This is a genomic window from Arthrobacter sp. NPDC057013, from assembly GCF_042674585.1.
GTDB lineage: Bacteria > Actinomycetota > Actinomycetes > Actinomycetales > Micrococcaceae > Arthrobacter.
Window position 1 is genome coordinate 35,700 of the sequence record NZ_JBHUSE010000005.1, and the last position, 23,143, is coordinate 58,842.

The following is a 23,143-nucleotide window of genomic DNA, read 5'->3' on the forward strand; positions in this document are numbered from 1 at the left end:
CGGAGTGCCCACACCTGCGCCTGCGTTCCATAACGCAGGCGCGGCGGTTTGCCTGACCGACTAACTATCCACAACGGAGCCCCTACTACATGACCATCACCTCCACCGAGAAGCCCGGTACCCCCGTAGTCGCGATCAACGACATCGGTACCGCTGAGGACTTCCTCGCAGCTGTCGACGCGACCATCAAGTACTTCAACGACGGAGACCTCGTCGAAGGTACCGTCGTCAAGGTCGACCGCGACGAAGTTCTGCTCGACATCGGTTACAAGACCGAAGGTGTCATTCCCTCCCGCGAGCTTTCCATCAAGCACGATGTTGACCCCGGAGACGTCGTCTCCGTTGGCGATCAGGTCGAAGCCCTGGTGCTCACCAAGGAAGACAAAGAAGGCCGTCTGATCCTCTCCAAGAAGCGCGCTCAGTACGAGCGTGCCTGGGGCGACATCGAGAAGGTCAAGGAAGAAGACGGTGTTGTCACCGGTACCGTCATCGAGGTTGTCAAGGGTGGTCTTATCCTCGACATCGGTCTGCGCGGCTTCCTGCCCGCATCCCTCGTCGAGATGCGCCGTGTGCGCGACCTGGCTCCGTACATCGGTCAGCAGATCGAAGCCAAGATCATCGAGCTGGACAAGAACCGCAACAACGTTGTGCTGTCCCGCCGTGCATGGCTCGAGCAGACCCAGTCCGAGGTCCGCTCCACCTTCCTCAACAAGCTGGAAAAGGGCCAGGTCCGTCCCGGCGTCGTTTCCTCCATCGTCAACTTCGGTGCCTTCGTGGACCTGGGCGGCGTAGACGGCCTGGTTCACGTTTCCGAGCTGTCCTGGAAGCACATCGACCACCCGTCCGAGGTTGTCGAGGTTGGCCAGGAAGTCACCGTCGAGGTCCTCGAAGTGGATCTGGACCGCGAGCGTGTCTCCCTGTCGCTCAAGGCTACCCAGGAAGACCCGTGGCAGACCTTCGCCCGCACCCACGCCCTCGGCCAGGTTGTTCCGGGTAAGGTCACCAAGCTCGTTCCGTTCGGTGCGTTCGTTCGCGTCGAAGACGGCATCGAAGGCCTCGTGCACATCTCCGAGCTGGCTGTCCGCCACGTTGAGCTGGCCGAGCAGGTTGTCTCCGTTGGCGACGAACTGTTCGTCAAGGTCATCGACATCGACCTCGAGCGCCGCCGCATCTCCCTCTCCCTCAAGCAGGCGAACGAGGGCGTTGACGCCGACAGCACCGAGTTCGATCCCGCTCTGTACGGCATGGCCGCAGAGTACGACGAAGAGGGCAACTACAAGTACCCGGAGGGCTTCGACCCCGAGTCCAACGAGTGGCTTGAAGGCTACGAGGCACAGCGCGCAGCCTGGGAGCAGCAGTACGCTGACGCCCAGACCCGCTGGGAAGCACACAAGAAGCAGGTTGCCCAGCACGCTGCCGACGACGCCGCTGCTGCGACGTCCGGCGAGAGCGACTCCGGCACCACCAGCTACTCGTCCGAGCCGGCTGCCACCGATTCCGGCGCAGGCACGCTTGCTTCGGACGAGGCTCTTGCCGCTCTGCGCGAGAAGCTGACCGGCAACTAATTGCCCGGAACTGGCTGAGAGCCAGTAGAGCTGTACAGCAGTAAAAAGGTGGCCGTCCCCGGAAGGGGGCGGCCACCTTTTCAGTCCCCGGCACTTTGCTGTGCCGGTTGAGTAGAGGTGTCAGGCGGTCTGCCCGGCGTGCTCGCCCTCGGCAATCTCCTCCAGCACCTTGTCGTTGAATGCGGGGAGGTCGTCCGGCTTCCTGCTGGTCACGAACCCCTGGTCCACCACGACTTCCTGGTCGCTCCAGTTGGCGCCGGCATTCCGAAGGTCGGTGGCCAGCGTGTGGTAGCTGGTGAGGTTCCGGCCCTTGACGACGCCCGCATCGATCAGTAGCCACGGGCCGTGGCAGATGGCCGCCACCGGCTTGTGCTGTTCGAAGAAGCTGCGGGCAAACGCCTGCGCGTCCTTGTCCACCCTGAGGTGGTCGGCGTTCACCACGCCGCCCGGAATCACCAGGGCGTGGAAGTCCGAGGCGTTGGCGTCCTTCAGGACCAGGTCGACGTCGAAGGTGTCACCCTTCTCCACGCCCTTGAAACCCTGGAGCTTGCCGCTCTTGGGTGCCACCAGGACCGGTTCGCCGCCGGCGTTCTTGACCGCGTCCCACGGGCTGGTCAGTTCAACCTGCTCCACGCCGTCCGTCAGCAGGAAGGCGACCCTCTTACCGGTGATGTCGTGCTCTGACATGCGTCCTCCTTTTCCGTGTGATGCCTTACAGGTCCAACCCTAGGAAAGCCGAAAGTCATAAGCAAGCTGATTATTGTTGCCGGAGGTCAGCGCGGGATGTCGATCCATTCCGTGCCCTCGCGCTGGAGGGCCGCGCTCCCGGCGGTCATTGCAGCCAGCCGGTCCGCGGCCGCCGCCAGGTCATCAGCCGCATCCGGCAGGGCCAGGCGCAGCACCGTGGACTGGGCCTCGTAGCCAGTCCCGGCCATCGCATAGCCTGCGCTCCGAAGGTCGTTCTCCAGGCGCCCGGCCGCGGCGTGCGGTACCCGCACCGCACAGATGCGCAGCCGCCGGCGCTGCACCATCCGAGCCAGCTCCAGCGCCGTCGAGATTGAATCAGAGTAGGCGCGCACCAGTCCGCCGGCGCCCAGCAGGATCCCGCCAAAGTAGCGCACGACGACGGCACTCACGTCGCTGAGGTCCGTCACCCCGGGCGCGGTTTCCCGTCGGAGAAGGGCTTCCAGCATGGGGATCCCGGCGGTGCCGGACGGTTCACCGTCGTCGCTGGAACGCTGGATGTCCCGGTCCGGCCCCAGCACAAAGGCGGAGCAGTGGTGCCGGGCGTCATGGAACTCGCGGCGCAGTTCGGACACCAGGGCGCGGGCCTCCTCTTCGGTGGCCGCGCGGCGCAGCACGGTGATGAACCGGGAGCGCTTGATCTCGATCTCGTGGCGGAAGCCGCCCCCGGGGGCAAGCGTGGTGTACGCGGATGCCCTGCTGTCTTGCTCTTGCACCGCCCAAGTCTAGGACATGGGCCCACGCTGCCGAGGGGCCCCAAGCGAGCTTGCGAGATTGGGGAGGCAGCGGGGATTAGTCTTGGGGAGTGCTGAAGATTGGGTTGACGGGCGGCATCGCCTCGGGGAAGTCGCTGGTGGCAACACGCCTGGCGGAGCTGGGGGCGGTGCTCGTCGACGCCGACGCGATCGCCCGGGAAGTGGTGGAACCGGGCACTCCGGGCTTGGCCGCGGTCGTGGACGCTTTCGGCCCGGAGATCCTCGACGGCGAGGGGCGGCTCGACCGGCCACGGCTCGGGGCCATCGTGTTCCAGCATCCCGAACGGCGGGCGGAGCTCAATGGCATCATCCATCCGCTGGTCCGCGAACGCGCCGCGGCGGTGATCGCGGCCGCACCGGCGGAGGCCGTGGTGGTGCAGGACATCCCGCTCCTGGTGGAAACCGGACAGCAGACGAATTTCCACCTTGTGCTGGTGGTGGATGCGCCCGAGGACGTCCGGCTGCAGCGCATGACCGGGGACCGTGGCATGACGGAAGCGGACGCCCGCTCACGGATGGCCGCGCAGGCATCCAGGCAGGACCGGCTCGCCGCAGCGGACGTGGTCCTCACCAACACCGGCACGCGCGAAGAGCTGCTGGCCGCGGTGGACCGGCTGTGGGACGAACGGCTCGTACCCTTCGCGCGGAATATCAGCCAGGGCGCCGTGGCCGCCCGCAGCGGCGCGCCCGTCCTCGCCGCCCCGGATTCCGACTGGCCGCGCCAGGCTGCCGGCCTGGCCGAACGGCTGAAGGCCGCCGCTCCGGAGGATGTGCTGGCCGTGGATCACATCGGGTCGACGGCGGTTCCCGGCCTGGAGGCGAAGGACGTCATTGACCTGCAGCTCGCGGTTGCCGACCTCGCGACAGCTGACCGGATTGCGCCCCTGCTGGGTGCCGCGGGGTTCCCGCTCTGGCCCGGGATACTGTTGGACAGCCCGCATGGGCGCCCCGGCCCCGCTGCCTGGTCCAAGCGCCTGCACGGCAACGCCGATCCCGCACGCCCGGTGAATCTGCATGTCCGGGTGGCTGGCTCGCCGGGTTGGCGTTTTGCGCTCTGCTTCCGCGACTGGCTCCGCGCCGATCCGGCCGCCCGGTCGGAGTACGCCGCCGAGAAGCGGCGTGTGGCCGCCCTGCATGCTGCGGACGACTCCACCGCAGGCTACGCCGAGGGTAAGGAAGCCTGGTTCAGCGAGGTGGCGGTTCCCCGCATGGAACGGTGGGCCGAAAGCAGCGGCTGGCAGCCGCCGTCGTACGTTTCCACCTCCGCCGACGCCTGCCAACGGTGACGGTACAGCCCAAAGCTGAATCAGAGGTTCCTGTCAGTGGCCAGCGGTAGATTAGACGCATGAGTCTTGCGCAGGAGATCAACCGCGTCGTAGCGCCCTTTGAGGTCATCAGCGAATTCAAGCCGGCAGGTGACCAGCCGGCGGCCATCGCCGAACTCACCGAACGCATCAAGAACGGTGAAAAGGACGTGGTCCTGCTCGGCGCCACGGGTACCGGCAAGAGCGCCACCACCGCCTGGCTGATCGAGCAGGTCCAGCGGCCCACGCTGGTGATGGTGCAGAACAAGACCCTCGCGGCGCAACTGGCCAACGAGTTCCGTGAATTGCTGCCGAACAATGCGGTGGAGTACTTCGTCTCGTACTACGACTACTACCAGCCTGAAGCGTACGTCGCGCAGACGGACACGTTCATCGAGAAGGACTCCTCCATCAATGAGGAAGTGGAGCGGCTCCGGCACTCCGCCACCAACGCGCTCCTCACGCGCCGCGACGTCATCGTGGTGGCCACCGTGTCCTGCATCTACGGCCTGGGCACGCCGGAAGAGTACATCGCCGGCATGGTCACCCTCCGCAAGGGTGATGAGATGAACCGCGATGACCTGCTGCGCAAATTCGTGTCCATGCAGTACGTCCGCAACGACATGGATTTCCACCGCGGCACGTTCCGGGTCCGCGGCGACACCGTGGAAATCATTCCCATGTATGAGGAACTGGCCATCCGGATCGAGTTTTTCGGGGATGAGATTGAGAACATCCATACCCTGCATCCGCTGACCGGCGAAGTGATCCGGGACGAAGAGGAAATGTATGTGTTCCCAGCTTCGCACTATGTGGCCGGACCCGAGAGGATGGCGCGTGCCATTAAGCGGATCGAAGACGAACTTGCCGACCGGCTGAAGGTCCTGGAAAGCCAGAACAAGCTCGTGGAAGCCCAGCGGCTGCGGATGCGCACCACCTACGACCTCGAGATGATGCAGCAGATGGGCTTCTGCAACGGCATCGAGAATTACTCAGTACACATTGATGGCCGTGACCCCGGAACGGCTCCGCACTGCCTCCTTGACTATTTCCCTGACGACTTCCTGCTGGTGATCGATGAATCCCACGTCACCGTCCCGCAGATCGGGGCTATGTACGAGGGTGACATGTCCCGCAAGCGGAACCTTGTGGACTTCGGCTTCCGGCTGCCGTCCGCCATGGATAACCGTCCGTTGAAATGGGACGAGTTCCTGGAGCGCACCGGCCAGACCGTCTACTTGTCCGCCACGCCCGGCAAATACGAGCTCGGCAAGGCGGATGGCTTCGTCCAGCAGATAATCCGGCCCACCGGACTGATCGACCCCGAGGTGGTGGTCAAGCCCACTAAGGGGCAGATCGACGATCTTCTGGGTGAGATCAAGACCCGCACTGACAAGAATGAACGCGTCCTGGTCACCACGCTCACCAAGCGGATGGCGGAGGACCTCACCGACTACCTGCTCGGCCATGGCGTCAAGGTGGAGTACCTGCACTCCGACGTCGACACGCTGCGGCGTGTTGAGCTGCTTCGCGAACTCCGGATGGGCACGTTTGACGTCCTGGTAGGCATCAACCTGCTCCGGGAAGGCCTTGACCTCCCGGAGGTCTCCCTGGTGAGCATCCTCGACGCGGACAAGGAAGGCTTCCTGCGTTCCTCCACGTCGCTGATCCAGACCATCGGCCGTGCCGCGCGCAACGTCTCGGGCCAAGTCCACATGTACGCGGACCGGATCACCGACTCCATGGCGCACGCAATCGATGAAACCAACCGGCGCCGCGCCATCCAGGTGGCCTACAACACCGAAAACGGAATCGACCCGCAACCGCTGCGGAAGAAGATCGCCGACATCACGGACCAGCTGGCCAAGGAAGACGCCGATACCGATGCACTGTTGGGCAGCTTCGACTACGGCAAGGGCAAGCGCGGTATTTCCTCGGCGGCCAAGACCGGCAAGGGGGCCAAGAAGGGCGCGGCCATGGTCCGCGCCGACGGGCTGGCCGCGGCGCCTGCCGAGGACCTGGTGGGGCTGATCGAGCAGCTGACCGAGCAGATGCACGGAGCGGCCGCCGAGCTGCAGTTCGAAGTCGCGGCCCGGATCCGCGACGAGGTTGCCGAGTTGAAGAAGGAACTGCGCCAGATGCAGTCGGCGGGGCACGCCTAGCGCGGGTGCGCCGCCTAAAACCGGGGGAGTCATGTGGCGCAGCGGGCGTCACTTGGCGCGATTACCTGCGCCTCTAGGGTAAAGTTGAGCTCACGTAGGGGAGTATCCCAAGCGCTACGAACGTCAACACGCAGGGCACAGATGCCCTGCCGGGCGTAGCGGGCAGCCACATCAGCACAAAGTGCACAGGTTCGCCGGAGAGACTTACACCGGTTTTCTGTACCCTGCGAAAGGCATTTTTGTGGAACTTCCCGTCTGGTTCGAGGTCGGCTCGTTCGTCGTCCTCGGCATCATCCTCCTCATGGACCTGCTTCTGGTATTGCGCCGTCCGCACGAACCGTCCATGAAGGAAGCCGGCCTCTGGGTGGCCTTCTATGTGGCACTGGCCCTCGTGTTCGCCGGGGCCATGTTCGCGTTCACGGGACCCGAGTACGGCAGCCAGTTCGTGGCCGGCTGGGTGACTGAGTACAGCCTCAGCATCGACAACCTGTTCGTCTTCATCATCATCATGGCCCGCTTCTCCGTGCCCCGTAAGTACCAGCAGGAAGTGCTGATGGTGGGCATCATCATCGCGCTGATCCTGCGCGGCATCTTCATCATGCTCGGCGCCATCGTGATCGAGCAGTTCAGCTGGGTCTTCTACATCTTCGGCGCCTTCCTCCTCTGGACGGCCTGGAAGCAGGCCCAGGACGAGGGCGAGGATGAAGAGGACAAGGAAAACGCCCTCATCGGCAAGCTCCGCAAGGTGATCCCGATGTCCGAGAAGTTCGACGGCGGCAAGCTGCGGACCACCGTGGACGGCCGGAAGGTCTTCACCCCGATGGTGATCGTCTTCATCACGATCGGCATGACGGACCTGTTGTTCGCCGTCGATTCCATCCCCGCCATCTTCGGCCTCACGCAGAGCGCCTTCATCGTCTTCACGGCCAACATCTTCGCCTTGATGGGCCTGCGGCAGCTGTACTTCCTGCTCGGCGGCCTGATGAACCGCCTCATCTACCTGAAGCATGCACTGTCCATCATCCTCGCCTTCATCGGCGTGAAGCTGGTCCTGCACGCCATGCACGTCAACGAACTGCCGTTTATCAACGGCGGCCACCACATCGAGTGGGCACCGGAAATCCCGACGTACGTCTCGCTGGCCGTCATCATCGGCACCATCATCATCGCCGTCATCGCCAGCCTGGTGAGCTCCGGTGCACAGAAGGCCAAGCTGGACGCCCGCCTCGAGGAGGATGCCCGGAAGAGCCTGAGCGACGTCGACTAGGTTCCACCGGCCTGTCTCAGCAGAAAGCAACCCTGGCCACCTGGTGTGGCCGGGGTTGCTTTGTCTGTTTTCGGATCTGTCTGGCGCGTACGAAGCGCGAACTGGCAGGTAATGCCCACAACTCCCCGTTTTGCGGGCATTACCTGCCGGTTCGCGCGGCATAAGTGCCCGTTCGCGCGGGCTTCAGCGGGCGGAGCGGACCATGCCCAGCAGCCGCCCGAAGATGGCTTCGCCGTCGTCGGCAATGCCGTCGTGGTGGAACTCCCCGGTCTCCCAGGTCTTAAGCTTGCGGACGGCGGCGGCGGTCTCCAGGGAGAGCCCGTGATCCACATAGATATCATCGCGGTAGACGGCAGCGGCGGCCGGAACGGTGTTGGCTGCCAGCTGGTGCGTGTCGTACAGCGGCTTCCAGTCGCCCTTGGCCGCCAGCAGTTCCGCCACGTCCTTCAGCGGACTGAGGGCGGGATCCTGCTCGAAGTACCACGGGTAGACCATCTCGCCGGTGAGAAGGATCTCGGCGGCGTCCGGGCTGAACTCGGGGAACTCCTCAAGGACCCGCCAGGCCGCCCAGCCCGTCGCCGGACCCTGGCCGTAGATGGATTCATGCATCAGCGCATACAGCGGGTTGGCTGCGCGCGAAACCAGGCTGCGGACCTGCTCCAGGAACGGGTCGGAGAGCCGGGGACCGCCCGGCGTCTCCACGAAGGCGTCCTCCAGCAGGTTGTGCAGGTTGTCCACCCGCGTGTTCCCGCCGAGGTAGGATCCCACCATTTGGAACCGCTCCACCGTGAGCGGGGAGCCGTCCGGAAGGTACTCCGCGGTGCTGCGGAGGTGACCGGCGATCCGGTTGACGGCGTCCCGGTCCTCGGGGTACCAGCCGAAGTACTCGGCGTTGCGGGCTGCGACCCGCTTGAACGTCTCCCGGTAGACCCGCTCGGGGGAACCGGTCAGGGGGGCGAGCCCGCCGGTGATCAGCACCTCGCGCAGCCCGGCGGGCGCGAACGACAGGTACGTGAGCGCACAGAAGCCGCCATAGCTCTGCCCGTAGACAGTCCACGGACCGGAACCGAGCACTTGGCGGATCAGCTCGGCGTCGGCAACGATCGAGTCCGCCCGGAAATGCTCAAGGTACTTCGCTTGCGCCGCGGCGTCACCGCGCAGCGGCAGGGTGTTGCGGTCAATGGGGGAGGAGAGGCCGGTGCCCCGCTGGTCCAGCATCAGGATGCGGAAGTCCTTTGCGGCCGCCTTGCTCCAGCCGCCCAGCGACGCGAAGCGGTTGCCGCGGCCGCCGGGGCCGCCCTGCAGGTAGAGGAGCCACGGCAGTTCGGCCGCCTCTGCCTCGCTGTGGTCGGTGGACACGTATTCCCGGGCGAAGACCGTGATGGTCTCGTCCGCGTCCTCGTCGCCAGCCCCGGCAAAATGGTCCAGCGGCACCGTGAAGTAGTGTTCTGCCGTGCGCATGCCGCGGAACTTGTGGCGGGCACGGACTGTATGGACAGGGTCCTTCCGAGCAGTGGTGTCCAGCGCGGCCTCAGCCATGGACACCAACCTCGCTGCGGCTGCCGAATTCGGCCAGCGCCGTTCCGGTCAGCCGGAACGTGGACCATTCCTCCATCGGGAACGCGCCGAGCTTCCGGTAGAAGTTGATGGACGGTTCGTTCCAGTCCAGGACGCTCCATTCGACGCGCGCGTAACCGCGTTCGACGGCGGTCGCTGCCAGATGCTGCAACAGCGCCTTTCCGTGGCCCTCGCCGCGTGCCTCCGGGGTGACGTAGAGGTCCTCCAGGTAGATCCCGTGCACGCCCTCCCACGTGGAGTAGTTCAGGAACCAGAGTGCGAAGCCACGCACCTCGCCGTCCTCGTTCTCGGCCATGTTGGCGTACACGCGGGGGTTGCTGCCGAAGAGCGCCTCGGTGAGCATCTCGGGGGTGTTGCGGACAGCGTCCGGCTCCTTTTCGTAGACAGCCAGTTCGTGGATCAGCCGCAGGATGACGGGAACGTCGGCGGGTGTTGCCGGGCGTATTACACTCATGGGTTCGAGCTTACTGGGTCCGGGCTTGCCGGATCAGGCCGGCAGCGCGCGGGAAGGCTGCGCGGCGGCGTGCCACAGAAGTATAGGCTATTGATTCCAATGACTTATCAACCCGGCAGACCCCCTCCCGGCGGGGGCATCGAAAGGCATGCCGAGCCAGATACTGGCCGGATCCTCCTGGCCGCCGTGCAGCTATCCGGCGTGGACCTTCGGCAGGCCGCTACCTTGGACGACGCCGAACGCCAGCGGGCGGCGTCATTCCGTACCGAACTGCAGCAGGACAGGTTCCTGGCCGGACGCATTGCGTTGCGCCGCCATGCCGCAGCCGCTGCCGGAGTCGGTGCCCGGGCACTGCGGGCTGACTACATCTGCCGGGAGTGCACGCGGGACGACCACGTGCACGGGACTCCCCGCTATCAGGCCGGTCCGTCCGGGACCACCGTACTGGCAAGCCTGAGCCGGGCAGAGGACTGGTGCCTGCTGGCCGCAACAACCGATGAGCAGGTACTGGGAGTCGGTGTGGACCTGGAGAGCAGTACCGCGGCAGGCTTCGACGGGTTCGGCGCCGTTGCCCTTTCCGAGCGCGAGCGGGAACACCTTCATAGGGTGGAGCCCGGACTCCGGCCAGGTGTCCAGACAGTCCTGTGGACACGCAAGGAGGCAGTCCTCAAGGCGCTGGGCAGGGCACTGGCCGTCATCGACCCGGGTCTCGTGGACGTGGCGGGCTCAGTTCCACTGCTGCCTGACTTTCTCCAGGCGCCGGCCGGGCCAGTCGTGCGGGGTATGCCTCTGGTGGGGGGCCAGACTGGCGGCCGTGATCGTTGGCTGGTCGACGCCGTGGATCCAGGTTCTGTGGGGCTGCCTGATTCCTTCACTGCGGCAATGGCGGTTCGTCTGAAGCCCCGCACCTAGCCCGCAGCCCCTGCCCTGAAGACGGGGTCCCGCACTCAGCCGGGGTCCCGCACTCAGTCGGGGCGGGTTGTCATTGCGTAGGCAAGAGTGACGTAGCCCAGGGCACCCGCCATTTCGTTAAGCAGCTTCGGATCGATGTTCGTTAGGGTGTCGCAGCTCTTGTGATAGCAGGGATCAAGATCGTCGTCCTCAACCCCGCCGAATACCTCGACCTGGTCTGCCGTCTTCCGGTCAACATCGCCGCTGAACAGGCCGCCGGTGGGGATGCCGGCCCGCAGGAAGGGCTGGTAGTCGGAGCCGCCGTCAAACACCGTGGGCTCGGCGGTCAGTCCGTTCTGCGAGAAGTAGTCCAGGAAGGTACGCTCGATCCCGTCCGATCCGGTGGGACCGGCATGCCCGAAGGTGGACCCGTCTCCGTCGTGGACGAACCGTCCGCCGTTGGGCGAGGCCACCATGTCCAGGTTCAGGTTCAGCATGGTCTGGGAGAGTTCGCTGCTGCTCAGGGAGTCCACGTAGTGCTTGGAACCCAGCAGATCAACCTCTTCGGCGCCCCAGAAAGCGTAGCGCACCCTGTTCTTTGGCCGGACTCCGGTTTCCGCCATCCAGCGGGCCGTTTCGATGATGGCGGCCACGCCGCTTCCGTTGTCGTTGATCCCGGGTCCGCGGCGTACGGAGTCAAGATGGCCGCCCACCACGATGGTATGGGCCGGATCACCCGCAGTGTCCGCGAGGATGTTGAAGGTCTCCACCTCAACATCGTCGTCGCGGTAGGTGAAGACCTGCCGGACGGGCTTGTAACCCGCGGCGCGCAGCTGCTCCTCAACGTACCGGGCAGAGGCCTCGTAGCCAGCGGTGCCCGACGCACGGTTTCCTCCGGTGTCGTCCGCGGCCTTCTGCAGCGCCACAAGGTGCCTCGTCAGGTTCCTGCCGGTGAAAGCTGCAAGTACCTGGCTGGCTTTGGCCTTTGGCGCGGGTGTGGCGGCCTTCGGCACCGTGGGCACCGGTCGGGCTGACTGCGACGACTCTTCCGCCGGAACGGTTACAGCCGGCGGCGCCTGGGCCGGGCCCTGTCCTGCAGGCGACGAACACGCTGTCAACAACACAACGACCACAGCAAACAGGGCTCCTGCTGTGGTCTTTCGCGGTCTACGCATCGAGCGTAACGCGTCCATAACTGAAAGCTACCGCCTGCTGCGGGGCGCCCGGAAGGGCTTTGACAAGAGTCAGGTAGGGCCCGTACAAATAGCCGCGCGTGCGAGTAAGTAGGTACTAACAGTGCCCGGGATGCAGGTACTCAGAGTGGTTGCGGTGGGCCACGGAATCTGCCTACTGTCGAAGCAGCAGGTTTGAAGCCTCAACTGCATTTCGGAGTACTCGCGGTGGGGAAATCCAGGTATTCGCTGCTGGGGAAATAGCGGTGGCCGCAGTATTCACATGTGCCGCTCTGCGCGGCTTTTCTTGAAAAGTGAACTGGGTCTGGACGCCGATGTCCGCCACCCTTCACACACCAGCTGGCAGGATACCCCCCCAATGATGGATATTTTTGAATCCCTGGAATCCGAAGTCCGTTGCTATTGCCGTAACTGGAACACCGTTTTCGAGCGCGCGGCCGGCAGCATGATCTACAGCGAGGATGGCCGCGAGTACGTGGACTTCTTTGCCGGTGCGGGCGCCCTGAATTATGGGCACAACCACCCGGCGCTTCTCCGTCCGCTGGTGGAGTACTTGCTTTCCGGCGCGGTGGTCCACTCCCTTGATATGAAAACCGCAGCGAAGCGGCGGTTCCTGGAGACTTTTTACGAGTTGATCCTGAAGCCGCGGGATCTTGACTACAAGGTGATGTTTCCCGGGCCAACCGGGACAAACTGCGTTGAGGCCGCGCTGAAGCTGGCCAGAAAGGTGACGGGGCGTCCCCACGTCCTCGGCTTCACGAACGCATTTCACGGGATGACCCTCGGTTCGCTCGCCGTGACCGGCAACTCCATGAAGCGGCACGGCGCGGGTGTCCCCCTGACCAACGCATCCAGCATCCCGTACGACGGTTTCCTCGACGGCGGTGCGCCCGACTTCCAATGGCTCCGGATGGCCCTGGACGACCGTGGTTCGGGTCTGGAAAAGCCGGCCGCGATCATTGTTGAAACCGTTCAGGGCGAGGGCGGCCTGAGGGCGGCTCGGGCTGCCTGGCTCCGGGAGCTTTCAGACATCTGCCAACAGCACGGAATCCTGCTCATCGTGGACGACGTTCAGGCAGGCTGCGGGCGGACGGGGACCTTCTTCAGCTTCGAGGAATCAGGCATCGTCCCGGACATCGTGTGTATCTCCAAATCCATTTCAGGTTTCGGGCTGCCGCTTGCCCTCACCCTGTTCAAACGCGAACTGGATATCTGGAAACCGGGGGAGCACAACGGAACCTTCCGCGGGCACAACCTGGCATTTGTCACGGGCACTGCAGCGCTGGAACACTTCTGGCAGGACAGGCATTTCGAGGCCAGGATCGCGGCCCGTGCAGACCAGTTGCACGCCGGACTGGCACGGATCGCGGATGCGGCCGACGGTGCCACCGTCCGGGGACGGGGCCTGCTGGCGGGAATCCACTACACCGATGCCAAGACGGCCGGAAAGATCGCAGCCGAATCGTTTGCCCGCGGCCTCCTGGTGGAGACCTCGGGCCCGGAAGATGAGGTCCTCAAGACCATGCCGGCATTGACCATCAGCGCTGAGGACCTGGGCCGTGGACTGGCGATCCTCGCCGGCGCTGCCGAATCTGTCACCGGTACCGGCCGCAGGACGGTTCTGAAAACTGTGGCCTGACCCAGCGCCAGGGTCATCAGATTGCGCCTGAACAGGAAAACCGCCGTACGACGACGTAAGGATCGCGGGAAATCCAATGAGCATGCCATTTGAACAGCCGGCTGATGACGGGTCCATCGGATCTGCACCGCCTACAAGTGTGCTTCACCCCACAGCCAGGGGGCCGCTCTGGAACGAGTGGACCCACTCCTTTTATGAGGACACCGGTCCGACAGTTCCGAGGGGCTCACTGATCGTGCAGAAGTTCGGCGGCTCGTCTGTGGCCGACGCCGCAGGCATCTGCCGGGCCGCACGCAGGATAGCCAAAACGCGTGAGGCGGGATACCAGGTGGTCGCGGTGGTCTCCGCCATGGGCGACACCACCGACCAGCTCTGCGACCTGGCCGCAGGTGTTTCCCAGAATCCGAACCCAGGTGCGCTGGATGCCCTGCTCAGCATGGGAGAGGCTGTCTCGTCATCACTGCTGGCCATGGCCCTGGTGGACTGTGGCCAGGCGGCCAGGACCTTCACAGGCAGCCAGGCCGGGCTGATCACAGACAGTGTCCACGGCAAGGCACGCATTACCGATGTGCGGCCCGGACGGATCCGGACCTGCCTTGACCACGACACCGTTCCGATTGTGGCGGGCTTCCAGGGCAGGACGCAGAAAGGCCGGCGGGTGACGACGCTTGGCCGGGGCGGATCGGACCTGACAGCCGTGGCACTCGCCGCCGCCCTTGGGGCAGGCATCTGCGAGATCTACACAGACGTGGACGGCGTTTATACCGCGGATCCCCGCATTGTTCCGACCGCGCGGAAGATCGCGGCCCTGTCGAGCGAGGAAATGCTGGAATTTGCTGCCTGCGGCAGCAAGGTCATGCACCTGCGCAGCGTTGAGTACGCCCGCCGCTTCGGTCTTCCTATCCATGTCAGGTCGTCGTTTACCGATGAGATGGGAACCCTGATCCTGCCCGGCCTGGACCGGAGCCCGTTCCAACGGCCAGCGCCCGAGCAGGCCGTCATCACCGAGGTGACCGGCTGCGAGGCACTGGCTGAGATCACGGTTGCCGGGCTGCCCGACGACGCCGCCAGCATTTCGGCGCTCTTCCGCAGCCTTTCCCAGCGGGGGATCAGCGTCCAGTCAATCGTCGAGAAGAAGCCGGGCACGGCCCGGCGTGCGGACGTCGTATTTTCACTGCCGGCCGTCCAGGCTGCCGGTGCCCTGTCCCTGCTCCGTACCCACCAGGCCGATCTCGGCTTCGAAGGGCTGCAGCACAACGGGCTCGCGGGCAAGGTCATGCTGTCCGGGCTCGGCATGCGATCCTCGCCCGCAGTCTTCTCCACATTTTTCAGTGCGCTGTCGAAGGCACGGGTGGACTTGGACCTCATCGAAATTTCAGAGACCGGCCTCGGGGCACTGACCCGGGCCGACCAGCTGGAGCGTGCCCTCCGCGCAGTCCGGTCGGCCTTCGGCCTCAGCACGGACGCCGCCGCGGCTAAGACCTCAGGGGGCACGCGGCTCGCAGCCGCCCGCGGCCCGCGCCCCGGCCTCGCCAGCCATCAGCACCCTTCAAGGAGCACGCCGGCCAAGCTGACACGCCGAACGTAGGGCCGGGCTCCAGAGGATCAATTCCAATGAAGGAATCAGCACAATGACCAAAAACGTGAAAACGCGGGGCCGCGCCGGCCTCCGCCCTGCCGAGCTTCGCGGAATCCTGACAACAGGCAAGAACGGGGCAGGGCCGGTCCTGACGTCGGCCTTTCCCGACCACGTGGTCCGGTGGCGCAGGGGCGAACGGTTGAACCAGTTGTTCGAAGACCGCTGTGACGCGTATGCGGAGCAGGGCCACGCGGATCAGCTCGCGGTTGACGCCGAGGACTCGGTCCTGACCTACACCGAGCTGGACCGGCGGGCCAATCAGCTGGCACGCTACCTGCTCGACTCCGGTGCGCGGCCGGGGGACCGGATAGCACTGCTGTTCGATCAGCCGTCTTTCGCTTACGTCGCGATGCTTGGCGTGCTGAAGATCCACGCTGCCTATGTGCCGCTGGACCCGGGCTTCCCACCGGACCGGCTCAAGTACATTGTCGAAGACGCCGACGTGACGGCTGTCCTTTCCCTCTCCCACCTGCGGGACCTGCTGCCTGAAGTGGCCGCGCTGACGGTCTGCCTGGACGACGTCGCTGACAACGTCGATGCCCAGGATCCTGGCCGCCTCAATGAAGAAACCCTGCCGGGCGGAACGAAGGATGAGCTCGCCTACATTATTTACACGTCAGGATCGACGGGCAGGCCAAAAGGCGTGGCGATCGAACACGCGAGCATCTGCAACTTCGTACGGGTGGCCTCTGCCCTCTACGGGATCGAGCCCACCGACCGCGTGTATCAGGGGATGACCATCGCCTTCGATTTCTCCGTTGAGGAAATCTGGGTTTCGTGGCTCGCCGGAGCCACCCTGGTGCCGAAGCCCGCAGGGTCCACTCTGCTGGGAGCCGATCTTGCCGCTTACCTCGTTGCGAAGCGCATCAGCGCCCTGTGCTGCGTGCCCACCCTGCTGGCCACCATCGACGAGGACCTGCCCGAGCTGCGTTTCCTGCTGGTTTCAGGTGAGGCATGCCCGCGTGACCTGGTGACCCGCTGGCATGTCCCAGGGCGCCGCTTCCTGAATGTCTACGGCCCCACCGAAGCGACCGTCACAGCCACGTGGGCCCTGGTGGACCCGGACAGTCCTGTCTCGCTGGGAGTCCCGCTTCCCACCTACTCCGCCGTCATCCTCGATCCCGTCGAAGGCCGCTCGCTGCCGCAGGGAGAGCAAGGGGAGATCGGACTTGCCGGCGTCGGCCTGGCCCGCGGATACATCAACCGCCCGGACCTGACGGAGAAGGCCTTTGTTCCGGACTTCCTCAACATCGGCAACAACCCATCGGGCAGGATCTACCGCACCGGTGATCTGGGCAGGATCAACAAGGACGGCGAAATCGAGTACCTGGGCCGCATCGATACCCAGGTCAAGATCCGCGGGTACCGCATTGAACTCGCGGAGATCGAGTCCTTCCTTTTGCAGTTCCCTGGAATCGCACATGCCGTAGTCGACACTTTTGAACCGGAGCCCGGGCTGGTGGAACTCGCGGCCTATTTCACGCCGCGCCACGACGCCGGGAGCATCGCGGCACACGACATTTACCAGATGCTCCGCACCAGGCTCCCCGGCTACATGGTGCCCGCCTACTACGAGCAGCTCGACTCCATCCCGACGATGGCCAGCGGCAAGGCTGACCGGAAGCGGCTGCCGCAGCCCTCGGAACGCATCAGCCTCGCCGCAAGCGGAACATATACCGCCCCGGAAACGCCGGCAGAAGCCTCACTGGCCGAGCAGCTGGGCCTGATCCTGGGGCAGGACCGGGTGTCCACGGAGGCACACTTCTTCAACGACCTGGGTGCCAACTCCCTGCTGATGGCGCACTTCTGTGCCCGGGTCAGGAACAACACCGATCTGCTGCCTCCGGCCATGCAGGACGTTTACCAGAACCCCACAGTCCGGCAGCTTGCCAGCGTGCTCAACGCCACGGCACCCGCGGCGGAAAGCACCCCGGAGACCCAGGAGCCGGGGTACCCAACAGCGACAGAACCTGATCCTCCGCTCCCCGGCACGTTCGAGTATGTCCTGTGCGGCGTCATGCAGCTGGCCATCTTCCTCGTCTACATCATGTACGCCTCGTGGCTTTTGGTCATCGGGTTCGGCTGGTCCACCACGGGAACAGGCTTCCTCGACACGTGGCTGCGCTCCGTCGGCCTGGCCGGTGCCATGTTCGTGGTGCTCTCACTGACCCCGGTCATCCTCAAATGGGTCCTGATCGGCCGTTGGAAACCGCGGCAAATCCGGATCTGGAGCCTGGACTACGTCCGGTTCTGGACCGTTAAAACACTGACGCGGGCAAATCCCCTCGTGCTGTTCGCCGGCTCGCCGCTGTACGTGCTGTACCTCCGCCTGCTCGGGGCAAAGATCGGCAAGGGTGTGGTGATTTTCTCCCGGACCGTGCCGGCATGCCCGGACCTGCTCACCGTGGGCGACGACACCGTCATCCACAAGAACTCCTTCTTCCTGTGCTATCGGGCCCGCCCCGGTGTTATCGAGACCGGCCGCGTGACCTTGGGCCGGAACGTCCTGGTTTCGGAGAGCACGATGTTCGATATCTGGACCTCGATGGGGGACGACGCGCAGCTGGGCCATGCCTCATCGCTGCAGACGCCCATGGCTGTGCCCGCCGGAGAGGTCTGGCACGGTTCCCCCGCTGTCCGGGCGAAGGCCAATTACCGCCGTGTTCCCGCCGCGAACTGCACTACCCGCCGAAGGGTCATCTACAGCCTGTTCCAGCTGGCGAGCCGGTTTGTAGTGGTTCTCCCCGTCGGCGTCGCCGGGCTCGGCAATCTGCTGCCCACCTACCTGGACCCGGAAAACATCCATCTGACCGACGCGAACTTCCTGTTCCAGTTCATGGCCGCCACAATGGTGCTGTTTCTTGCCGGCGTCATCGGCGGGATGGTTTTCGTCCTCACCGTTCCGCGCCTGCTCAATCTCTGCCTCAAGCCCGACAAGGTCTACCCGCTCTACGGGGTGCACTTTTCCATCCAGCGGATGATTTCGCGCATTTCCAATGCCTCGCTGTATCTGAACCTGTTCGGCGACAGCTCCTACATCGTGCACTACCTGCGGGCCCTGGGCTACGATCTGTGCAAAGTGGAACAGACGGGATCGAACTTCGGCCCCGCCGTCGGCCACGAATCCCCGTTCCTGAGCACCGTGGGAACCGGAACCATGGTCTCGGACGGCCTCAACATCATGAACGCCGACTTTTCCAGCACGTCGTTCCGGGTTTCCCGGGTCCGGGTGGCCGGCCGCAACTTCCTGGGGAACGACATCACGTTTCCGATCGGCGCGCGCGTGGGGGAGAACTGCCTCCTGGCCACGAAGGTAATGGTGCCGATCGACGGACCGGTGCGGACCGACGTCGGGCTTTTGGGTTCGCCCGCGTTCGAGATTCCCCGGTCCGTCCGGCGCGACGCCGAGTTCGACGAGCTGAAGACCGAGGAAGCCAAGAACAGGCTCCTCCCGGCCAAAAACCGGCACAACATCATCACGATGGTGCTGCTCCTGGCCGAGAACTGGCTCTGGGTGTTTGCCGCAGCACTCAGCACCGCCGTGGCTGCCTCTGCACACGGCCTCCTGGGTGTGCTGGCCGTCGCGCTGTCCATGGTGGGCTTCCTGCTGTTCCGTGTACTGTTTTCGGCGCTGATCGAGCATGCCGTCTTGGGTTTCCGTCCTCTGACACCGCAGTACTGCTCCATCTACGACCGGTACTTCTGGCACCATGAGCGGCTGTGGAAACTGATGACCGCGGCAGGGTTCGGCGGAACCCCGTTCAAACCGCTGGTCTGGCGGCTGCTGGGCGTCAAGGTCGGCAAGCGGCTCTACGACGCCGGGGCCGGCATCCCGGAGAAAACACTGGTGACCATCGGCGACGACTGCGCCCTGAACGAGGGTGCCATCATGCAGGGGCACTCCCTGGAGGATGGAACCTTCAAGTCGGACTACATCGTGCTGGGTGACCGGTGCTTCCTGGGTGTGGGCGCGTTCGTCCACTACGGCGTGACAATGCGCAACGGATCATCAGTCGGCGCCGACGCGTTCCTGATGAAAGGCGCCGAAGTTCCGGAGGATGCCGTGTTCGTTGGTAACCCGGCCCGTGACGTGACCCGGTTGCGGAGGACCGCGGTGCCATTGACGGCCTTGGCCGGCGGGCCCCGGCACAGGGCCGGTGCGGACAGGGCCGGCGTAATCAGGGAGGGGGCAGAGGGCGGGCGTGACGCTGTGGCATCCGTGCATCCCCGCCACCGGGCAACGGCGACCGGGCGGAACGACGCCGTGGCAGCCTTGCGGGACGATGCTCACCGGAGGTCACACGCCGGCTCCCAGCGGCACCGGAGGACGGTGTCACGATGACGGACGCATCCGGCCCATGGCTGCGACGTCGCCAATCGCTGCAACCCGCCCGCGGCTGACCCCAGCCACCGCCAAGCTTCAGGAACCGGTACCGACGGTGGTTAGTCAGATGCACGAGACGACGGCGGGTGGCCGCATGCCGCCCGCGGTGCAGGCCGGCCCGGGAACAGGCCCGCTGGCGGCCCAAGCGGAAGGGCTGCAGGCGGGCGTGACCGTCTACTTCCCGGACGGCGGGCGGGACCTGCTCTACGTCGAGGTCGCCGGCCGGTGGGTTGAGTACGTAAAGTCCGCCCCGCCCGGACGCGGGATCCCATCCGGCCAGGAGATTCAGCCCGGCCCCAGCACCCATGCAGGCCCTCACACAGAGGCCGACCCTGTCCACTGGGCCGGCTACACCTGCCACAGCCCCGACGAAATTTCCCGCGATCGCAAGCGCCGGGTCTACTACGACCCCGCTACCAGGCCTGACCTGTTGATCACGGGGAACGGTACGGCGCCCGCCCTGCCCCTGCCGGTCCTGGAGCTTGCCGGGCCCTTGGAGGACCCGGAGCCATGGCTCGATCCTGACACCGGAGAACGGTTCTCGTCCGTCCAGGCCAGTACGGTCATGAAATTGCTGAGGTACGCCCCACAAAAGCCGTTTACGGACCCGGCTGTTTGGTAATACACTGCTCGTTCACACGGAGGTTTCAGATTGGCGAAATAGCCTGAACAGGTCAGCCAGCCTCAGCTTAGGAGAACGCAATGGCCGATGACACAAGCACTATGGAGTTCGTCGGGCGCGTGGCCATGAAGTGGCTCGAAGACTTTGCGGACAATCCCAAACACGGCAGCTATATGGAAGCCGTGGCCGACCTGACCGCGCTGATCCTGGGCGGCGCCATCGACGCCGCTGGACTGTTGGCCGAGGAGGGCGCCGGAGTCGTCGGCGCCGGAATCATCGGCCGCCAGGACGCCCTCGACGACGAGGCCCAGGCCGGCTAACGGCTCCCGGCTGGGCCCAGCCTGCTCCGCGCGGGCCTGTCCGCTACAGCCTGTTCGCCCCGGTCACCCGGACCACGGCCGTGCCGGTCTCGTCCGAGGCGGCCAGATCCACCTCCGCGGATATCCCCCAGTCGTGGTTGCCGGCCGGGTCGTCGAAGATCTGCCGGACTTTCCAGACGCCGGGCTCCTCGGTGATGATGAGCAGCCCGGGCCCGCGGGCGTCAGGGCCGGTGCCGATGTCGTCGTGCTCGTCGAAGTAGTCGTCCAGGACGTCTTCCCAGCGGGCCGCATCCCAGCCGGCGTCGCCGTCGAGTTCGCCCAGCGCTGTGGCGTCCTCGTCGGCAAAAAGCTCGACGCGCCGGAACATCTCGTTCCGTACCATGACCCGGAACGCCCGGATGTTGGACGTGAGCGACGGCGGCGGGGGAGGGGGCGCGTCGTGCGGCGTCGGGGCGGCCCCGGAGGTCAGTTCCTCCCACTCGTCCAGCAGGCTGGAGTCCACCTGCCGGACCAGTTCGCCGAGCCACGCGATCAGGTCCTCGAGGTCCTCCCGCAGCGCATCCTGCGGCACCGTCTGCCTGAGCGCCTTAAAGCCGTCCGCCAGGTACCGCAGCACGATGCCCTCAGAACGGGCAAGCCCGTAAAACTGCACAAACTCACCGAAGTTCATCGCGCGCTCATACATGTCCCGGATCACCGACTTGGGTGCCAGTTCAAAGTCGCCCACCCACGGCGCCGCCTTGCGGTACATCTCGAACGCCTCGCCCAGGATTTCCGCGAGCGGCTGGGGATAAGTGACCTCGTCAAGCATGGCCATCCGCTGCTCATACTCGATGCCGTCGGCCTTCATGGCGGCCACGGCCTCGCCGCGCGCCTTCTTCTGCTGCGCAGACAGGATCTGCCGTGGCTTCTCCAGCGTGGCCTCAATGACGGAGACCACGTCTGCGGCGTAGGACGGCGATTCCGGATCCATCAGGTCCAGCGCGGCCAGGGCGAACGGGGACAGCGGCTGGTTCAGGGCGAAGTTCGGCTGCAGGTGGACCGTCAGGCGCACCGTGCGGCCGTCCGCCCCCTGCTCCGCCGCCGGGATGCGTTCCACGACCTCGGCCGCGAGCAGCTCCCGGTAGATCCCCAGCGCCTTCTTCATGAGCCGCAGCTGGGAAGGGCGGCTTTCGTGGTTCTCCGTGAGGAGGCGCCGGGCCGCGGCGAACGGGTCGCCCGGACGCTCCATCAGGTTCATGAGCATCGCGTGGGTCACGGTGAAGCTGGAGCTCAGCGGCTCCGGCACGGATTCCACCAGGCGGTTGTACGTGGGCTCACCCCAGGACACGAAGCCCTCCGGCGGCTTTTTCTTCACCACCTGGCGCAGCTTCCGCTGGTCGTCGCCGAACTTGGCGGTGGCCTTGGCCATCGCCTTAACGTTCTCCACCACGTGTTCGGGCGCCTGCACCACCACGGTTCCGGCGGTGTCGTACCCGGCCCGGCCGGCCCGCCCGGCAATCTGGTGGAACTCACGGGAGTTGAGCAGCCGGGTGCGTACGCCGTCGTACTTGCTCAGTGCGGTGAGCACGACGGTGCGGATGGGCACGTTGATTCCCACGCCCAGCGTGTCCGTGCCGCAGATGACCTTGAGCAGGCCGGCTTGGGCCAGCTGTTCCACGAGCCGTCGGTATTTGGGCAGCATGCCCGCGTGGTGGACGCCGATGCCGTGCCGGACCAGCCGGTTCAGCGTCTTGCCGAAGCCCGCAGCAAAGCGGAAGTTCGCGATCAGCTCGGCGATTTTGTCCTTCTCTTCGCGCGTGCACACGTTGATGCTCATGAGCGTCTGGGCACGCTCGATCGCTTCCGCCTGGCTGAAATGCACCACGTAGACCGGCACCTCCCTGGTGCCCAGCAGCTCTTCGAGGGTCTCGTGGACCGGCGTCTCGCGGTAGTAGTAGTGCAGCGGAATCGGGCGTTCGGCCGAGCTGACGGTGGTGGTGGGCCGTCCCGTGAGTTCGGTCATTCCGGCTTCGAAGCGGCTGACGTCGCCCAGCGTGGCGGACATCAGGAGGAACTGTGCCTGCGGAAGTTCCAGCAGCGGAACCTGCCACGCCCAGCCGCGCTGCGGGTCGGAGTAGAAATGGAACTCATCCATGATGACGGACCCCAGCTCGGCAGCGGAGCCTTCGCGGAGGGCGGTGTTGGCCAGGATCTCCGCGGTGCAGCAGATGATCGGCGCGTCCTGGTTCACCCCGGAGTCACCGGTGATCATGCCGACATTTTCCGCACCGAAGATCTCGCAGAGGGCAAAGAACTTTTCGGACACCAGGGCCTTGATGGGCGCGGTGTAGTAGCTACGCTCGCCGCGGGCCATCGCCTGGAAGTGCGCCGCGATGGCAACGAGGGATTTGCCGGATCCGGTGGGCGTCGCGAGGATCACGTTGGCGCCGGAAGCCAGTTCCATGATGGCCTCGTCCTGGGCCGGGTAAAGCTGCAGGCCACGGCTTTCGGTCCACTCCACGAAGCGCTCGTACAGCGTGTCCGGGTCCGCGCCGGTTCCGGTGGCGATCCGTGCGGACGGGGCGGGGAGCTGTTCAACGAGTTTCATTGCCTTCCAGCTTAGTGCCAGCGCGTCCCGCAACGT

At 65.2% G+C, this 23,143-nt stretch carries 16 protein-coding genes; 10 read left to right on the plus strand and 6 right to left on the minus strand.

All coding sequences use genetic code 11. The features are described from left to right. Window positions 1-89 precede the first annotated feature (89 nt). A complete protein-coding gene (rpsA, locus tag ACFTSA_RS08920) occupies window positions 90-1,565 on the plus strand; it encodes a 30S ribosomal protein S1 (RefSeq protein WP_377950923.1) in 1,476 nt (491 codons plus the stop codon). A 120-nt stretch (window positions 1,566-1,685) separates the two neighbouring features. Here the strand turns inward: rpsA and ACFTSA_RS08925 are convergent, their stop codons facing one another. Beyond that, window positions 1,686-2,252 carry a type 1 glutamine amidotransferase domain-containing protein gene (locus ACFTSA_RS08925; protein WP_377950924.1) on the minus strand — a complete coding sequence of 189 codons (567 nt, stop codon included), beginning with the start codon at window positions 2,250-2,252 and terminating at the stop codon, window positions 1,686-1,688. 86 nt (window positions 2,253-2,338) lie between these two features. Further along, a complete protein-coding gene (locus ACFTSA_RS08930; RefSeq protein ID WP_377950925.1) occupies window positions 2,339-3,025 on the minus strand; it encodes an IMPACT family protein in 687 nt (228 codons plus the stop codon). 89 nt (window positions 3,026-3,114) lie between these two features. Here ACFTSA_RS08930 and coaE point away from each other — a divergent pair, with 89 nt between their 5' ends. The 3 genes from coaE (at window position 3,115) to ACFTSA_RS08945 (ending at window position 7,797) form a co-directional block, all read left to right on the plus strand. Further along, window positions 3,115-4,350, plus strand: coding sequence for a dephospho-CoA kinase (gene coaE / locus ACFTSA_RS08935; protein WP_377950926.1), 1,236 nt, complete (start codon window positions 3,115-3,117; stop codon window positions 4,348-4,350). Window positions 4,351-4,409: 59 nt separating this feature from the next. Beyond that, window positions 4,410-6,530 (plus strand): excinuclease ABC subunit UvrB, encoded by a 2,121-nt coding sequence (gene uvrB, locus ACFTSA_RS08940; RefSeq protein WP_377950927.1) that lies wholly within the window; start codon window positions 4,410-4,412, stop codon window positions 6,528-6,530. A 241-nt stretch (window positions 6,531-6,771) separates the two neighbouring features. Further along, complete coding sequence (locus ACFTSA_RS08945) at window positions 6,772-7,797, plus strand: TerC family protein (RefSeq protein ID WP_377950928.1); 1,026 nt, start codon at window positions 6,772-6,774, stop codon at window positions 7,795-7,797. A 183-nt stretch (window positions 7,798-7,980) separates the two neighbouring features. Here ACFTSA_RS08945 and ACFTSA_RS08950 read toward each other — a convergent pair whose 3' ends face one another. After that, complete coding sequence (locus ACFTSA_RS08950) at window positions 7,981-9,336, minus strand: alpha/beta fold hydrolase (protein WP_377950929.1); 1,356 nt, start codon at window positions 9,334-9,336, stop codon at window positions 7,981-7,983. Beyond that, the gene (locus ACFTSA_RS08955; RefSeq protein ID WP_377950930.1) at window positions 9,329-9,829 is read right to left on the minus strand and encodes a GNAT family N-acetyltransferase; all 501 of its coding nucleotides are present in this window, start codon (window positions 9,827-9,829) and stop codon (window positions 9,329-9,331) included. Before ACFTSA_RS08955 ends, ACFTSA_RS08950 begins: the two co-directional genes overlap by 8 nt. Window positions 9,830-9,928: 99 nt before the next feature. Here ACFTSA_RS08955 and ACFTSA_RS08960 point away from each other — a divergent pair, with 99 nt between their 5' ends. Further along, a complete protein-coding gene (locus tag ACFTSA_RS08960) occupies window positions 9,929-10,741 on the plus strand; it encodes a 4'-phosphopantetheinyl transferase family protein (RefSeq protein WP_377950931.1) in 813 nt (270 codons plus the stop codon). A gap of 53 nt (window positions 10,742-10,794) precedes the next feature. On the opposite strand, the gene ACFTSA_RS08965 is transcribed toward ACFTSA_RS08960, so the two are convergent. Continuing rightward, entirely contained in the window at window positions 10,795-11,742 is a 948-nt protein-coding gene (locus ACFTSA_RS08965) for a M20/M25/M40 family metallo-hydrolase (RefSeq protein ID WP_377950932.1), read from the minus strand. 532 nt (window positions 11,743-12,274) lie between these two features. Here ACFTSA_RS08965 and ectB point away from each other — a divergent pair. The 5 genes from ectB (at window position 12,275) to ACFTSA_RS08990 (ending at window position 20,517) form a co-directional block, all read left to right on the plus strand. After that, window positions 12,275-13,552, plus strand: coding sequence for a diaminobutyrate--2-oxoglutarate transaminase (ectB, locus tag ACFTSA_RS08970; RefSeq protein WP_377951130.1), 1,278 nt, complete (start codon window positions 12,275-12,277; stop codon window positions 13,550-13,552). A 76-nt stretch (window positions 13,553-13,628) separates the two neighbouring features. Continuing rightward, entirely contained in the window at window positions 13,629-15,140 is a 1,512-nt protein-coding gene (locus ACFTSA_RS08975; RefSeq protein ID WP_377950933.1) for an aspartate kinase, read from the plus strand. A gap of 43 nt (window positions 15,141-15,183) precedes the next feature. Further along, window positions 15,184-19,533, plus strand: a complete 4,350-nt coding sequence (locus ACFTSA_RS08980; RefSeq protein WP_377950934.1) for a Pls/PosA family non-ribosomal peptide synthetase — start codon at window positions 15,184-15,186, stop codon at window positions 19,531-19,533. A gap of 109 nt (window positions 19,534-19,642) precedes the next feature. Further along, window positions 19,643-20,197, plus strand: coding sequence for a hypothetical protein (locus ACFTSA_RS08985; RefSeq protein WP_377950936.1), 555 nt, complete (start codon window positions 19,643-19,645; stop codon window positions 20,195-20,197). A gap of 80 nt (window positions 20,198-20,277) precedes the next feature. Continuing rightward, window positions 20,278-20,517, plus strand: a complete 240-nt coding sequence (locus ACFTSA_RS08990) for a hypothetical protein (protein ID WP_377950937.1) — start codon at window positions 20,278-20,280, stop codon at window positions 20,515-20,517. Window positions 20,518-20,560: 43 nt separating this feature from the next. On the opposite strand, the gene ACFTSA_RS08995 is transcribed toward ACFTSA_RS08990, so the two are convergent. Then, the gene (locus tag ACFTSA_RS08995; RefSeq protein WP_377950938.1) at window positions 20,561-23,107 is read right to left on the minus strand and encodes a DEAD/DEAH box helicase; all 2,547 of its coding nucleotides are present in this window, start codon (window positions 23,105-23,107) and stop codon (window positions 20,561-20,563) included. Between the last annotated feature and the right edge of the window lie 36 nt (window positions 23,108-23,143).